Origin of the sequence: Neolewinella persica DSM 23188, from assembly GCF_000373105.1 — a bacterium.
Classification (GTDB): Bacteria; Bacteroidota; Bacteroidia; order Chitinophagales; family Saprospiraceae; genus Neolewinella; species Neolewinella persica.
Map to the genome: position 1 here is coordinate 282,991 of NZ_KB890414.1, position 13,796 is coordinate 296,786.

Sequence of the window (13,796 nt, forward strand, 5' to 3'; positions counted from 1 at the left end):
AAGTACGTTGAAAAAATAGTAGCCATACGAACGAAATCAGCATCCCCCTGCGGTAGCACTACCTACCTATCCACTACTTACTAAAAAGCGCTCCGCGCTTCTATTCCTCCTCCGTTCGTCCCGGCTCCAGCCAAAAATTATTAACGCCCTCACCGGCGATCAACCGAATGGAGCGCGCATTAAGCAACTCTAAAAGGCCCAGAAAAGTAACAATGGCGTGAATTCGGGTTTTACAGACGCCGAATATGTCGGTAAAGCTGGGACGTGGCTTTCCGAACTGGACGGCGCCGATCATATCCATGATCCGTACCTGCTGCTCTTCCACCGTATAACTAAACTGAGCGATCTCATGAATGGCCGGTCGGTTATTGTCCTCCTCCATGCGGGTGAGCATCCGTTCGTACGCCTTGAGGAGTTTAAATAAGGTGACACTTTCCAGCTCTACGTCGACCAACGCACGGGTAGCAATCTGGGCGAGTTCAGCGGTGATGTTGCCCCGGTAATTCCGCATATTCCGGGTGGTCTCCAGTTCGCGCAGTTCGGCCAAAACAGACTTATACCGCTTGTATTCCAGCAATCTGGCGACAAGTTCTTCCCGGGGATCAATTTCGTTGCCTTCTTCATCCACCGGTTTGCGGGGGATCAGCATTTTGGCCTTGATGCGGCAAAGGGTGGCGGCTACGAGGACGAATTCGCTGGCCAGGTCAATGTCCATCTGCTCGGCCTGCCGCATGTAGGCCAAAAAGTCATTGGTAACCTCGGAAATCGGGATATCGTAAATGTCCAGTTCATCCCTTTCAATGAAGAAGAGGAGCAAGTCGAACGGGCCCTCGAATTGGGGGAGCTTGATGGTATAGCTGGACATGAGCGCGAAGATAGGTTAGGGGGGATAATTTTTAGGCGCGGACGCAGGATGCAGGGTGAGTTACCGAGTTCGTGAGTCACTGAGTTGCTACCGCAAATACCGTTCGCTGCGCTGCGCTTGCTCACCCGAGGCGAATGAGCGTAGCGAAATGAGTGGTAACGGCGGAGCAACTCAGTGACTCAGCCCTTCACCAACTCACTCTGCACCCGCGCGCCGTCGCCCGAAAAAGCCCCGCCGAAAATACCACCACCCAAAATACCAACTTACCTTTGCGGCGCATGAAATTTCAACTCCACCACACCGACACCAAAACCTCCGCTCGCGCCGGTACCGTTACCACCGATCACGGCGAAATTCCAACACCGATCTTCATGCCCGTGGGTACGATTGGGACGGTTAAAGGTGTCCACCAGCAAGAGCTGAAAGAGCAGGTAAAAGCTAAAATCATCCTCGGCAACACCTACCACCTCTACCTCCGGCCGGGGATGGAAACGATGGAAGCTGCCGGTGGCCTGCATAAATTCATGAACTGGGACGGCCCGATTCTGACCGACAGCGGTGGTTACCAGGTGTTCAGCCTCGCCCACCGGCGCAAGATCACCGAAGAGGGCGCCACTTTTGCCAGCCACATCGATGGCTCGCGGCACCTGTTCAGCCCCGAAAGCAGCCTCGGCATCCAGCGGAGCATCGGTGCCGACATCGTGATGGCCTTCGACGAATGCCCACCCTACCCTTCTGATCGGAAATACGCCGAGAACAGCATGCACCTGACCCACCGCTGGCTCGAGCGTTGCGTGCAATTCATGAAGGACTCCGCTTCCAAATACGGCCACTCCCAGGCGCTGTTCCCCATCGTCCAGGGCAGCAGCTACGATGACCTGCGGACCAAGTCCTGCGAGTTCATCGCCAGCCAGGACCAGCCGGGCAACGCCATCGGCGGCCTCTCCGTCGGCGAACCCATTGAAGACATGTACCGCATCAGTCAGCTCTGCTGCGACATCCTCCCAAAGGAAAAACCCCGCTACCTGATGGGCGTCGGTACCCCCGCCAACATCATCGAGTGCATCAGCCGGGGGGTGGATATGTTCGACTGCGTTCTCCCCAGCCGCAATGGCCGACACGGTGTGCTGTACACCCGTGATGGCATCATCAACATCAAAAACGCGCGTTGGCGCAACGACTTCTCCCTCATCGATGCGCGGCCGGATGGCGCGCCCACTTCGCAGGCCCACACCAAGGCTTATTTGCACCACTTGTTTCGGGTGAATGAGTTACTGGGGCCGCAAATTGCTACGCTGCATAATTTGGCGTTTTACCTGGCGCTGGTTAGGGAGGCTCGGGAGCGTATTATGCTGGGGGATTTTGGGGTTTGGAAGGCAGGAGTTTTGGCGGGGGTGGTGCGGAAGTTGTAGGGGATAACAAGCAGGCCATGCCTTAACACTCATTTCTAAAGATCAAAGCTTCAAATTAACACAACGATGAGTGAAGGATTATTTGCCAAAACTTATTTTGAAGTACTGGGCCATTATTCTTATCAAATGACCCACGCTTATGCCCAAAAAGAGGGTAGCCTTATAGGTCATTTAGCTACATGTATCAGAATTCTATCCATCCTTGGGGTATTAGGATATGTCAACGAATTCAGGTACGGTACTTCAATGTACAAGTTAATTATTTCGAGATCGTCCAAATACGGATTAAGAACTGATCAGCCGAGAATTCGGTTCGAAACCACCCCCTCCAAGACTGTCCTTATTAAATTTATTGATCCCTCCGCCGAATCGGTTGAGACTATTGAGTGCGGGCTAGAATATCTACATAAAGAGGTAACACTGTTTGAGAAATTACTAAGTTTTGAGATAGATTAAAAATATTAGGACACCTTCGCGTTTCAGTAGAAACTCATCACAAATCAATCATGAAGAAAGTAGAAAAGGTGCTAGTCGTTATAGTAATTATCGCATATGTTACTTTTATTCTGTTCAGGAAGAACAATCAAAACTCGTTTTCTAGTTGCATTATTACCAAAAGCAATAAGTCTCACACAAAAAGCTATGTAAAATACTTGTATCGCATTGACAATACAACTTACGAAGGAAGCATAAGAGGGATAAATCGCCAGGCCGAAGTAGGAGACAAATTCATAATTACCTATGATAGTCTGAACCCTAACAACCATTGTCCGATTTTCAACATGAGATACTTTAGCGAAAAGCAAATTGACAGCTTGTCAAGAACGTCTAGTCCTCAGACAGCCGGTAGTCTTTGGCGGTTCAATCCGAATAATTCTGATATAGTTCAAGTGGACTAAACCTCTTTAATAAACAAGATCGCGCGCGGGAAAAAGTTATCAAATTTGCAATTTGTTTATTTAATTCATAAACAAATGCTTATCTTTGGTCAGCAAGAATAGAACATGCCGCTAAAGAACAGGAAGTCAGGTGAAACGCTAAAATCCTCGATTGATAAAGTCGTCAAGTCAGATTATAAGTGGATAAAGAAATCTCCAAATTTTAAGTTTGACTGGAAAGTAGAATCTGAGAATGAAGTCTACAAGATATTCCTACTTGATTCAGAAGATGAGATAATAGGTCTTATGTCTTTGATTGATCATCCAGAAGAGTATCGAATCCATCTTAATTTGATCGAGACCTCTGGAGACCAAAGAGGTAAAGCAAAGACGATTGAGAACATAGCTGGTTGTTTACTTGCCTTTGGTTGCCAAGTTGCCTTTAACAGAGGGTACTATGGCTTTTTATCTTTACAACCTAAAACGGAACTGATCGATTTATACGAAGGAAAGTATGGGTTCCGCCAGTTTGGACGTTTGTTAGCTGTTGAAGGAGCGTCAGCAAAATTTCTAATTCAAAATTACTTGTTCGATGAAGAAGCGTGAAGAAGTATACAAAGAGCTGAAGAAAAAGTACACTGATGAAGAATTGGCAGATTCTTACATCTTCAGTGTGGAATCATCCAAAGAAGAACAGCAGGAAATAAGAGAAGAATTTCTTAAGCTAAGATTTGAAAGACTTAAGTCAATGTCTGATGAAGAGCTGATTTCTCTAGATTTGTTTGCCTTCAAATTGCGTCTCAAAAAATATTTTGAAACCGACAAGTATGATAATGCCTTCTCCTTTTCAAGTCAGTTAAAGAAATACCTCAAGATAACCAGAAGGAGTAACGCAGATGTTGCACGTAATCTAGGCATTCATAAAACAAAGTTAAGTCGATTGATCAATCAAAGGGAAAGCCCCAACATTGACTTGATGTACAGACTAGAGACTCATAGCAGTAAAGAAATCCCTGCTTTTTATTGGTGGAGAATATTCTCAAAAGAGTTGGAATTCAAAATCAAAACTGATCATGAGAAGATGCTACATGAAGCGAACAAGGTTGAAAATCCGCTAAAATTAAGCGCTTAGCGAAAACCCGTATCCTCCAATGCCAACAAAAAGAATCCTCTTCACCGGCGGCTCCGGCAAAGCCGGAAAACACGTCATCCCCTACCTCCTGGAGCAAGGTCATCGTGTGCTGAACGTAGATCTGGTGCCGCTGGACCATCCCGGTGTAGACAACCTGATCGCTGACATCACCGACTCCGGGCAGATGTTCAACGCCATGAGTGCGTACGCCGGGTTCGACGAGTTGGAACCGGGAACCGGCGTCCCCAAATTCGATGCCGTAGTGCATTTTGCTGCCGTTCCCAGGATTTTGCTCCAACCAGACAACGAAACCTTTCGGGTCAATACCATCGGCACCTACAACGTGATTGAGGCAGCCGTTAAACTGGGCATCAGGAAGATCATAATTGCTTCGTCAGAAACTACCTACGGCATCTGTTTTTCGGATGGCAAAACCAATCCCAACTCTTTGACGCTGGAAGAAGATTACGACGTTGACCCCATGGACAGCTATGGCCTGTCGAAAGTGGTGAACGAGAAGACGGCCCGCAGTTTTCAGCGGCGGTCGGGGGCAGACATTTATGCCTTGCGGATCGGCAACGTGATTGAGCCGCATGAGTACGCAGAGTTATTTCCGCATTACTTCAAGCACCCTGAAGTGCGCCGCAGAAATGCCTTTTGCTACATCGATGCGCGGGATTTGGGGCAAATCGTCGACCTGTGCCTGCAAAAAGATGGCCTCGGCTATCAGGTCTTCAATGCCGGCAACGACCACAACGGGGCGATCATCCCCAGCAAAGAATTGGCGGAACGGTTCTTTCCCGGGGTACCGATTACGCGTGAGCTGGGCGAGCACGAAGCGCTGTACTCCAACCGGAAGATCCTGGAGGTGCTGGGGTTTAAGGAACAACACAACTGGCGGAAGTACGTGACGGGGGAATGATGGTTTGTTTCGCGGGCCTATAACAACGTTTATAAAGGCATTAACGCAGCAGCTGAACATTACCGGAGCGCTCTACCAGGTTCTGGCCGTCGAAGTACCACAACTGGAAAACGTACGGGCCGGCATTTGCCGGCTGTCTGTCTGGTCCGTAGCCGTCCCAGCCGGTTCTGCCGTCCCCTTCGTAAACCAATCCGCCCCAGCGATTAAAGACCCTCAGCTCCAGGTTCTCCACGAGGCTACAATTATCCATGCCGGGAAAAGCGCCAAAGCGATCGTTGACCCCGTCCTCATTCGGGGAAAAAGCGTTGGGTACGTATACTTTGCAGCAGCTTTCCCCCACAACATTTACGGTCGTAGTGGCCTCAAAGCAGCCATTGGACGTCAGCAACGTAAATTGCCCGGGAGCGGAAAAAATCCGCGTTGTCCCGGCGAAACCATCCTCCCATACGAGGCTGGTTTCGTTGTCGACATCAGGGACAAAACGTACACTATCTCCCAGGCAGAACGCCAGGTTTTCGACCTGCTCCACCAGTGAATCCGGAGAAGCCGTCATCACGTTAAAAGTGGCCGTATCCGCCCCGCAGCGGTTACTGGTCGATACGCTATAGGCACCTGGAGTATCAACCGTTATTTGATTATCCGTTACCCCGGTATTCCAGGCATAAGCCGTACGGGGATAGGGCGTTGCGGTTAGTTGGAGGCTACCGGGCAGACAGATCGTGGTATCGAAACCCGGAGACAGCCTTGGTACTGGAGGCGCTGTCTCTACGTTGAAAGTATAAAACCTGATCTCCGTAACCCCGCAGGCTGGTACCGTGACGCGTACCTGGTGCGGCCCATTTAGGGCCGTTACGTCCGGAGCGGAATAAGTAACGGCGGATAGCGCTTCTGCGATACTGAAGGGATCAGTACTGTTAAGTCGGGAGTACTGCACACGGCGGTCATTCTGGAAGATGGGAGGCACTATACCGAAGCTATCCGGCAGGGAAAGCCGACCGGGATCGTTGGGGTCGGTCAGTTCAACGATCAGACCTGGCAGGTTACCATCTGGCGGAAATACCTGGCCATCGGCCAGGAAGTTCACGCTCAGCACGTCTTCGTTACAGGGAACTATAGTGTTGATGGTTTCGGGACGCACAAAATCACAACCCCACGCCAACCGGTCGACGGGCAAACGGTCAAAGGAGCCGACTACGAGGCTTCGGGAACTGACGAAAGTGGTAATGCCATCATCTTCAGCCCCAACACTGATGGGGAGGACCTCACTGGCCACCTCTGTTGACTGGCAGGCATCCGGGCCAAAACTCAGGTCGCTGTCCAGGCTGATCAGCCGCATATCCGTTCTTCGCTCGAAAGAACAACTACTCATCCTTCCTGCAAGCAAATATCCTGCTCCGTTCTCCCTCCTCAAAATCCGTTGTATGCCAGAGAATTGCCCCGTTCCGAAAATACGACTATCGAGGACTTCCAAGTCCGACCCGAGTCGTATGAATTTTGTCTCTCCAATTCCATTATCTACGACCATCAGCAGTGTCCCGTCGGGTTCCAGGAGGACATCTCCAAAACTCGAAAATATGCTCTCATGATAGGAGATCCGAGTGCCAAGCAGCTCTCCGGTGGTAGTTAGCTTGAGGATGACCGCACCCGATTCCCCAGAGGTCGTAAAGACATCACGGGTGATAAAGATGGCTCCTTCAGCATTAACGAGCAGACGAGTTTTAGCACGCGAAAATAGCCGGGCGTCCATGATCTGATAGCGCTTACTCCAGATAACCTCTCCGGTCGCGTCAATTTTAAGCGTAAACAGTTCAAATTGGTCAGTCCCTACGATACATTCACCGGAGATGACTTGGCCTCCTTCGCCGTCGTTCACGATATCGGTCACTTGAAAGTTCCGGGCACCGGGGATATCGAATCCACTTTGGTAGACGATGTTCCCCAACCGGTCAAACCTAATAATGACTCCCGGTCCGCCAAAAGAAGTAGTGGAAGTTCCGGCAATAATGATGTCTTCGTTTTCCGCGACGACCATATCGTCCATTGACCAATTCTCCGGTGGGCGTCCCCCGCTATTAATGGCAGAAAGTGCTCCGTTCGTGTCTGCCTCGTAAACCGTCCACGCTTTATCTCCGGTAGCGTCCCTTTGTCCTACCAAACAATAGAAACCACCACCTGGCCGGGGGGCCAGGGCCCTAACGTCTGTTTCGGGTACGTCTAGAAAATCGGCTTCCAGAATTGGCTCTCCGGCAGCATCGAGTCTCATAATAACCGCTCTTTCGCGGGACATCAGCCCCAGGTCTTCATCCACGATTACTCCGGCCATTATGGTTTCACCGGTCGGCAGCAATATTGCTTCACGGTAATCTTCCGATTGCCCCAGATCATAGTCCTTTACGAAAACCGTTTGTGCGTTCACTGCCCCCCAAATGAGGAAGCACCAAAAAATGGTCAGTACTTTCATTACGCTGGTTAATAGGTATTTAACAAAATATCGTGGGTGTAACTCAAAATATTGTCTTTAGGTTTACCCATATCAAAAAGGCCCCAATCCCCCGCGAAGGAAATTGAGGCCTAAAACAACATAACGTAAATCTTAGTAGCTGAGTTAGCGAGTTGCTGAGTTACTGAGTTGCTACCACTCATTTCGCTACGCTCATTCGCCTTGGGTGAGCAAGCGTAGCGCCGCGAACGGTACTTGTGGCAGCTAACTCAGCCACTCACCAACTCAACGACTCACCCCCTCGGTTAAGTTGCAGTTCTTACCTTAGACCCACGATGAAGAAAAAAGTGATCATCCCCGTCCGCCCCCCGTTGCGCGACTACCTGCGCAAGCATCGCCGGGAGCTAAAATTGCCACTGCAATACGAAGACCTGGACCGCTTCTCTCAAAGCGTCGACCTGCTTAACCACGCAGGTCAGGACACGCTATGGCAAACAATCTATTACGACGAACATGAGCGTGATTTCATTATGAAAGGCCTGTGCCAGATCTATGCCATGCTGAATATGGGGGGAGATTTCAGTGCCCTGGAACACCTCGAAGTAGCCAGGATAGACTATTGCCTCTTTGGCAATACCCGGCCCTTCCGCATCCGGATCATCAACCGGCTAAACGATAATTACGATCACTTCTACGTTAAAAAATCAGACGCCAACCGCGTTTATGGCCTGGAACTGGAGGAGCTCCTCAGTCCCGAAAAAGTTCGTTATCTCATTGATGGCCCCACCCTGATCGAGGAACACATCGCCGGAATTCCGGGAGACGATTTTTTCACTTCTAAACTAGAGGATACAACCTTCAACCAGATCAGGATGGCAAAAGAATTCGTCAAATTCAACGAGCGTTGTTTCGTCCGCCTGCTGGGCGACATGCGTGCCTACAATTACGTGATCAATATTACGCCCGATATCGAAGGCAGCCAATTCCGGTTCCGCGCCATTGACTTCGATCAGCAATGCTACGAAGGCAAAAAATCATTCTACCTGCCGCAGTACTTCAAGGAGAATAACCCCATCGTATTCCTCGGCATTGAGCATATGGATGCGAAAGCCGTGCGCCAGTATCAGCTTGAAGAACGCACCCTCATTGGTAATAGAATCAAGGTGGGTAACCGCCGGGTCCGTGACCTCCTCAAAATCATTTCTGAAGACGTTGTCTCCTCCCCGGAGAAAACCAGGCAGTTACGGGAGGAACTCAACGAACACCACGGGACCACCAGGTTTAGCAAATGCGAGCGAATGGGAGAGATATTACAGGCGCATTTGCGACTGGCTTTGGAGAAGGAATTCCATCAGAGTTTGGGATGATTGGACTATTGGTCATATTGGTCTGTTGGTACCAATAGACAAATAGCTACCCAACCAACTCCATCCACTCCATTTCCTTCTCCTCAATCTGTTCGTTCAGCTCGTTCAGTTCACGGCCGAGGTCAGCGATCTTCTCCGGGTTCATACCCGTTGGGTCCAAAAACTGTTTGTTGATTTTGGCCTTAGCCTCTTCCAGCTTTTTAAGTTGGCCTTCTATCCGGCGGATGGCCTTGCGTTGTTCCTGAGAAATTTGTTCCTGAGGCTCTTCTTTTTTTGGCGCGGCCGCAGGTGCCCTGGACGTTTGTTCAGCAAGGACCGCCTTCTCCTCCGCCAGTTCAATTTTTCGTTGTTCGCGGTACTCCGTGTACAAACCATTCCAGTCCCGGAGGTTACCGTTCTCTTCAAAAATGAAGAGGTGTTGGCAGATCTTGTCCAGGAAGAACCGGTCGTGAGACACGATAAGCACACAGCCGGGGAAGTCCATCAGAAATTCCTCCAATACGTTGAGCGTCATGATGTCGAGATCGTTCGTCGGCTCATCAAGGATGAGGAAGTTGGGGTTCTTCATCAAAATGGTCAGCAGGTACAGGCGGCGTTTTTCGCCGCCGCTTAGCTGGCTGACGTACACCTGCTGCTGCTTGGAATTGAACATAAACCGTTCAAGCAGCCCCCGGGCCGTTAGCTTTAAACCCTTTGCCAGCGGAATAAATTCGGCAATTTCACGAATGACCTCGATCACCCGCTTGTCGTTGTCCAGTTTGATGCCGTCCTGGGTGTAGTAGCCGAAGTGTGTGTTAGTACCGTGGACGACCTTCCCCGTATCCGGTTCCAACTCCTTAGTCAGCATATGAAGTAAGGTAGACTTACCAGCGCCGTTTTTACCAACAATACCGGCTCGTTCCCCTTTCTGAAATTTATAGCTGAAGCCCCGGACCAACTCCTTCTCTCCGTAGGATTTACCGATGTTGTGTGCTTCCAGGATCTTCCCTCCCAGCCGCTGGCCCTTAATCTCGATCGTGAGTTCTTCTTCCTGGCGGAAACCGCCAACTTTCCCCTTAAGGTCGTCATAAGCACTCATACGACTCTTGGCCTTCGTACCCCGCCCGCTGGGCATCCGACGGACCCATTCAAGTTCCTTCTTCAGCCGTTTTTTGTCCTTTGCGAGTTCTGCCGATTCGGTTTCTTCCCGCATCGCTTTCTTCTCCAGAAATTCAGAGTAGTTGCCAGTATAGTGGTAGATGTCTCCGCCGTCCAGTTCGATGATTCGGTTACAGACCCGTTCAAGGAAGTAACGATCGTGCGTTACCATCAGCAGGGTCAGGTTGGTACTCTGAAGCCATTCTTCCAGCCATTCGATCATGTCGAGGTCGAGGTGGTTGGTCGGCTCATCCATGATGATGAGGTCTGGCTCATCAATGATGAGCTTGGCCAGGGCAACGCGTTTGCGCTGTCCGCCGGATAGCGTGCTCACCTTCTGGTCGAAGTTTTCGATATTGAGCTTAAAGAGGACTTCTTTGATGCGGGCTTCGATGTCCCATGCCTGCAGCTCGTCCATCTTGCTGAGGGCAGCTGCGAGACGGTTGGGGTTATCGGTTCGGCTGAGGGCTTCCTCGTAGTCGCGCACGGCGCGAACCATATCGTTGTCAGAATCGAAGACGGCGTCCATCACCGAGGCGTTTTCGCCGAAGTCGGGGTCCTGCGACAAATAAGCCATCCGCGCCTCTTTGTGGACGTAGAGCTTCGAACCCAACCCTTCCGGCAGGTCGATGCCTGCGGCAACGCGCAGCAGGGTTGATTTCCCGGTGCCGTTCTTAGCCACCAGGGCCACCTTGGTGTTCTTCGCCACCTGCAGGCTTACCTTGTCAAAAAGGACTTTTTCGCCGTAGATTTTGGAAACGTCGGTGAGTTCTAGGTAGACCACAGTTGGTAATTTGGTTCGTTGATAATTTGGTGCATTGGGCTACCGCAAGGAGGATGCCCGCTTCGCTCGTTTTTTATCGGCGGCGAAGATACAACGAGGGTTTTTGGCACAGACGTAAGGTCGAGGACTTGTAGTCCGAGTCCTCGCCTCTCACCTCATCACCCTTCGTACCGCCTCCAGTGTCATCCCGTACACCAGGTGGCCGAGGTACTCGTTGACGGCGTAGCTGCGAGGTTCCACCTCCGTCGGATAAGGTTCCAATTTCAGACCGGGCACGACGGAGCCGTGGGTCCCTGCCCAAAAAGCAGTACCGAACATCAGCCCGAAGCCGGCGGTCATTTCCGGCACTTCCTCCGCCAGCGCACCGTAAAGCACTCCTGTTCCAACACCGAAGGCGACGTGGATGGCGGTTTCGGCCGCAGTAATTTCCTCGTCCGTCAGCGCACCCCGGCCGGCTTGTTGGCTGATCCGGTTGGCGAGGATTGCCGGCGGTGTGGGGGTCTCTTTGTCGCGAACGGGGAAGTGCTCTTCCCACATGGTCTTGGCGGCAGTGGCGGCTACGCCGGCCAGCAGGCCAGCAAAAAGGGTTTTGGGCAGGTTAGAGGGAATCATGACTTTTTCAGATAAAAGCATAGACGAGGGTCAGTTGTTCACCTTGCCCCGCTACGAATCCTTTGCACCTGCGGCCGCGCCCTACTGATGCTTCTTCCAGTACTGGGCACGAATCTCTTAAAAATCAATCGGCACAATACGTCCATTGTCTACTATGAACACCCGGTAGCGAACCGTGTCAATTTGTTCCAAATGTTCGGGAAGAAAGGCAAAAGGATAGGCCACCACCTGCTCACACATAAACATCGACTGGACATATTTATCATCAGAAAAAATCAATGGACGCTTGGTGAAACTTGTTGATAGTTCACAGAATTGCTGCCTTTCGACCTGCCATTCTTGTACACTCATCCGGTCTTCAAACAACTTTATCCGTTCGATACCGTAACGAACAGGAAGCAGCAAAATCGCGCCCATCGCTACCGATACAAAAAATCTTTTCACTCCATTGGCCCGACACCAAAACTGAAACAGCTCTTCAAGTGCAAGTCCCATCAGTATAAAAAGGGCGGGGTAGGCAATGAGCATATAGCCCTTCATTTTCGTGGCGGCAAAAGAGAAAAATAGCAGTGGGATTAGTATCCAGACAAAAAGTATCCCAAGTTTAGCGGAGCGTTGTTCATAATAGCGGACCCCAATCAAAATAAAAACCAACAATAAAGTTTCTCCCAGCACCATCCGCAGGCTATCCATATAATACCATACAGGCCCTTCGTGGCCTTCAATTGCCTTAGTCAGGTGCAGCCGATTGTAGGCATATTCAATGCTGGAAACTTCCGGATAATGAGTAGAAATAAATAGCTGCCAAGGCATAAAGACTAAAAGTGCCACTATAAAAGCAAAGCTCACTTTCTTCACTACTCCGACCAAAGGCTCGTTATTGTGCAGCAAAAAATACCCAATAACGGGCAAAACCAGTAAGCCAGTCAACCACTTTGTTAAGATCGCCAACCCACAAAAAATGCCTGTGAAAAGCAAAAAATGTCCTTGCTTACTTTTTTGATAGATCAGACCAAACAGTATGGAACATTCGACCAGAGCAATAAAAATCGCATCTACATGATCCGTTGAAATTCGCCCACTGGCAATTTCCATTACTAAGCCATTAGAGCCATGGAAAAAAGCGGCTACTAATGCCACTCGTTTACTGAACAACAGGCAGCCGATCCGGTAGGTACAAAAAACGGCTAAAAGGGTAAATATCAATGACGGTAGCCTGACGGCATAGGCTGAAGCACCAAATAGTTTCAGGCTCAATGCCATGCACCAAAGCGCAAATGGTTGCTTGTGCAGCCATACATGCCCTAATGACCAGTTGTGCGGGTCCGCTACTAAAACGGGATCGCTAAAAAGAATTGGCTTCCACCAGTTTTGCCCGATATTTTTACTCACCAAAGCGTGGTAGCGCTCATCCCAGTCGTGCAAGCCGCTGTCAGCAGACATATAGACAAGGATAACAGCCGCAAGTAGCAAAATTGGCCAGAAGCTTCGATCTTGCTGGTCTTTAACATACCCCTGACGAATGCTCCAAAGGCACCAGGCTAAAAGCAAAAGTATCGTAATGCTCGCTACGGGGTTATATAACATTGAAGTGTATGATGGTTCAGGCAATGTGACCTACTTATACATCCCACTCAACTCCAGTTCCTCCGCCACGGCATCCGGCACCAGGTACTTCACACCGTATCCCGCTTTAATGGACTGCCGGATGTAGGTAGCTGACAGGTGCATCAGCGGGGCGTCATGGAGGGTGATCCGGGGGTGATCGGCCAGTTCTCCAGCCGGGTGGCCCGGCCGGTTATAGACGTGGATATCGTAATCCCGGAGCAATATATCCGAGTTTTTCCACTTCGGCAAAGTCGGCAGGTTATCCCCACCCATGATGAGGCTGAACTCGCGGTCCGGATACTTGTCCCGCAAAACTGCCAGCGTATCAATGGTATAAGAGGGTTTGGGCATGTCGAACTCAACATTACTGGCCCGCAGCCCCGGTGTATCGCCAATGGCCAGTTTCACCAGGGCCAGACGGTCGTGATCGCGAGCCAGGCTCCCCGCCTTTTTAAAGGGGTTTTGTGGACTAACGACCAGCCATACTTCGTCAAGTTCCGTCCTGGTCACCATATAATTGGCAATGATCATGTGCCCGATATGGACCGGGTTGAAAGAGCCGAAAAAGAGGCCTGTTTTGCGCTTTGACATGATAGGGAGTCTGGTTGGTAGGGCACCCAATTTACTTACCCCACTTCA

11 protein-coding genes are annotated in these 13,796 nt (G+C 50.4%); 5 read left to right on the forward strand and 6 right to left on the reverse strand.

Annotated elements, in window-relative coordinates:
- Window positions 1-100 precede the first annotated feature (100 nt).
- Complete coding sequence (locus tag B036_RS0102695; RefSeq protein WP_020567146.1) at window positions 101-865, reverse strand: segregation and condensation protein A; 765 nt, start codon at window positions 863-865, stop codon at window positions 101-103.
- A 278-nt stretch (window positions 866-1,143) separates the two neighbouring features.
- Here B036_RS0102695 and tgt point away from each other — a divergent pair, with 278 nt between their 5' ends.
- The 4 genes from tgt to B036_RS0102725 all read left to right on the forward strand — a co-directional run bounded on the left by tgt (window position 1,144) and on the right by B036_RS0102725 (window position 5,209).
- Window positions 1,144-2,277, forward strand: a complete 1,134-nt coding sequence (tgt, locus tag B036_RS0102700) for a tRNA guanosine(34) transglycosylase Tgt (protein ID WP_026231613.1) — start codon at window positions 1,144-1,146, stop codon at window positions 2,275-2,277.
- Between the two features lie 1,004 nt (window positions 2,278-3,281).
- Complete coding sequence (locus tag B036_RS0102715; RefSeq protein WP_020567150.1) at window positions 3,282-3,761, forward strand: GNAT family N-acetyltransferase; 480 nt, start codon at window positions 3,282-3,284, stop codon at window positions 3,759-3,761.
- Window positions 3,748-4,287 (forward strand): hypothetical protein, encoded by a 540-nt coding sequence (locus B036_RS0102720; RefSeq protein WP_020567151.1) that lies wholly within the window; start codon window positions 3,748-3,750, stop codon window positions 4,285-4,287. The genes B036_RS0102715 and B036_RS0102720 overlap by 14 nt, the downstream gene beginning before the upstream one ends.
- A gap of 19 nt (window positions 4,288-4,306) precedes the next feature.
- Window positions 4,307-5,209: an NAD-dependent epimerase/dehydratase family protein gene (locus B036_RS0102725; RefSeq protein WP_020567152.1), complete on the forward strand. Its 903-nt coding sequence runs from the start codon at window positions 4,307-4,309 to the stop codon at window positions 5,207-5,209.
- A 40-nt stretch (window positions 5,210-5,249) separates the two neighbouring features.
- Here the strand turns inward: B036_RS0102725 and B036_RS0102730 are convergent, their stop codons facing one another.
- Window positions 5,250-7,670 carry a T9SS type B sorting domain-containing protein gene (locus B036_RS0102730; RefSeq protein WP_020567153.1) on the reverse strand — a complete coding sequence of 807 codons (2,421 nt, stop codon included), beginning with the start codon at window positions 7,668-7,670 and terminating at the stop codon, window positions 5,250-5,252.
- A 314-nt stretch (window positions 7,671-7,984) separates the two neighbouring features.
- On the opposite strand from B036_RS0102730, the gene B036_RS0102735 reads away from it, so the two are divergent.
- On the forward strand, window positions 7,985-9,016 hold the full coding sequence (locus B036_RS0102735) for a hypothetical protein (protein ID WP_020567154.1): 1,032 nt from the start codon (window positions 7,985-7,987) through the stop codon (window positions 9,014-9,016).
- A gap of 46 nt (window positions 9,017-9,062) precedes the next feature.
- Here the strand turns inward: B036_RS0102735 and B036_RS0102740 are convergent, their stop codons facing one another.
- The 4 genes from B036_RS0102740 to nadD form a co-directional block, all read right to left on the reverse strand.
- Window positions 9,063-10,937, reverse strand: coding sequence for an ABC-F family ATP-binding cassette domain-containing protein (locus B036_RS0102740; protein ID WP_020567155.1), 1,875 nt, complete (start codon window positions 10,935-10,937; stop codon window positions 9,063-9,065).
- Between the two features lie 150 nt (window positions 10,938-11,087).
- Complete coding sequence (locus tag B036_RS0102745; protein WP_026231614.1) at window positions 11,088-11,570, reverse strand: DUF1440 domain-containing protein; 483 nt, start codon at window positions 11,568-11,570, stop codon at window positions 11,088-11,090.
- A 96-nt stretch (window positions 11,571-11,666) separates the two neighbouring features.
- Window positions 11,667-13,136 (reverse strand): ArnT family glycosyltransferase, encoded by a 1,470-nt coding sequence (locus tag B036_RS0102750; protein ID WP_083926110.1) that lies wholly within the window; start codon window positions 13,134-13,136, stop codon window positions 11,667-11,669.
- 30 nt (window positions 13,137-13,166) lie between these two features.
- A complete protein-coding gene (nadD, locus tag B036_RS0102755) occupies window positions 13,167-13,748 on the reverse strand; it encodes a nicotinate (nicotinamide) nucleotide adenylyltransferase (protein WP_020567158.1) in 582 nt (193 codons plus the stop codon).
- Window positions 13,749-13,796: the final 48 nt, after the last annotated feature.

Coding starts and splice junctions, on each gene's coding strand:
- B036_RS0102695 (WP_020567146.1), bottom strand. CDS start 865: ATGTCCAGCTATACCATCAAGCTCCCCCAATTCGAGGGCCCGTTCGAC.
- tgt (WP_026231613.1), top strand. CDS start 1,144: ATGAAATTTCAACTCCACCACACCGACACCAAAACCTCCGCTCGCGCC.
- B036_RS0102715 (WP_020567150.1), top strand. CDS start 3,282: ATGCCGCTAAAGAACAGGAAGTCAGGTGAAACGCTAAAATCCTCGATT.
- B036_RS0102720 (WP_020567151.1), top strand. CDS start 3,748: ATGAAGAAGCGTGAAGAAGTATACAAAGAGCTGAAGAAAAAGTACACT.
- B036_RS0102725 (WP_020567152.1), top strand. CDS start 4,307: ATGCCAACAAAAAGAATCCTCTTCACCGGCGGCTCCGGCAAAGCCGGA.
- B036_RS0102730 (WP_020567153.1), bottom strand. CDS start 7,670: ATGAAAGTACTGACCATTTTTTGGTGCTTCCTCATTTGGGGGGCAGTG.
- B036_RS0102735 (WP_020567154.1), top strand. CDS start 7,985: ATGAAGAAAAAAGTGATCATCCCCGTCCGCCCCCCGTTGCGCGACTAC.
- B036_RS0102745 (WP_026231614.1), bottom strand. CDS start 11,570: ATGCTTTTATCTGAAAAAGTCATGATTCCCTCTAACCTGCCCAAAACC.
- B036_RS0102750 (WP_083926110.1), bottom strand. CDS start 13,136: ATGTTATATAACCCCGTAGCGAGCATTACGATACTTTTGCTTTTAGCC.
- nadD (WP_020567158.1), bottom strand. CDS start 13,748: ATGTCAAAGCGCAAAACAGGCCTCTTTTTCGGCTCTTTCAACCCGGTC.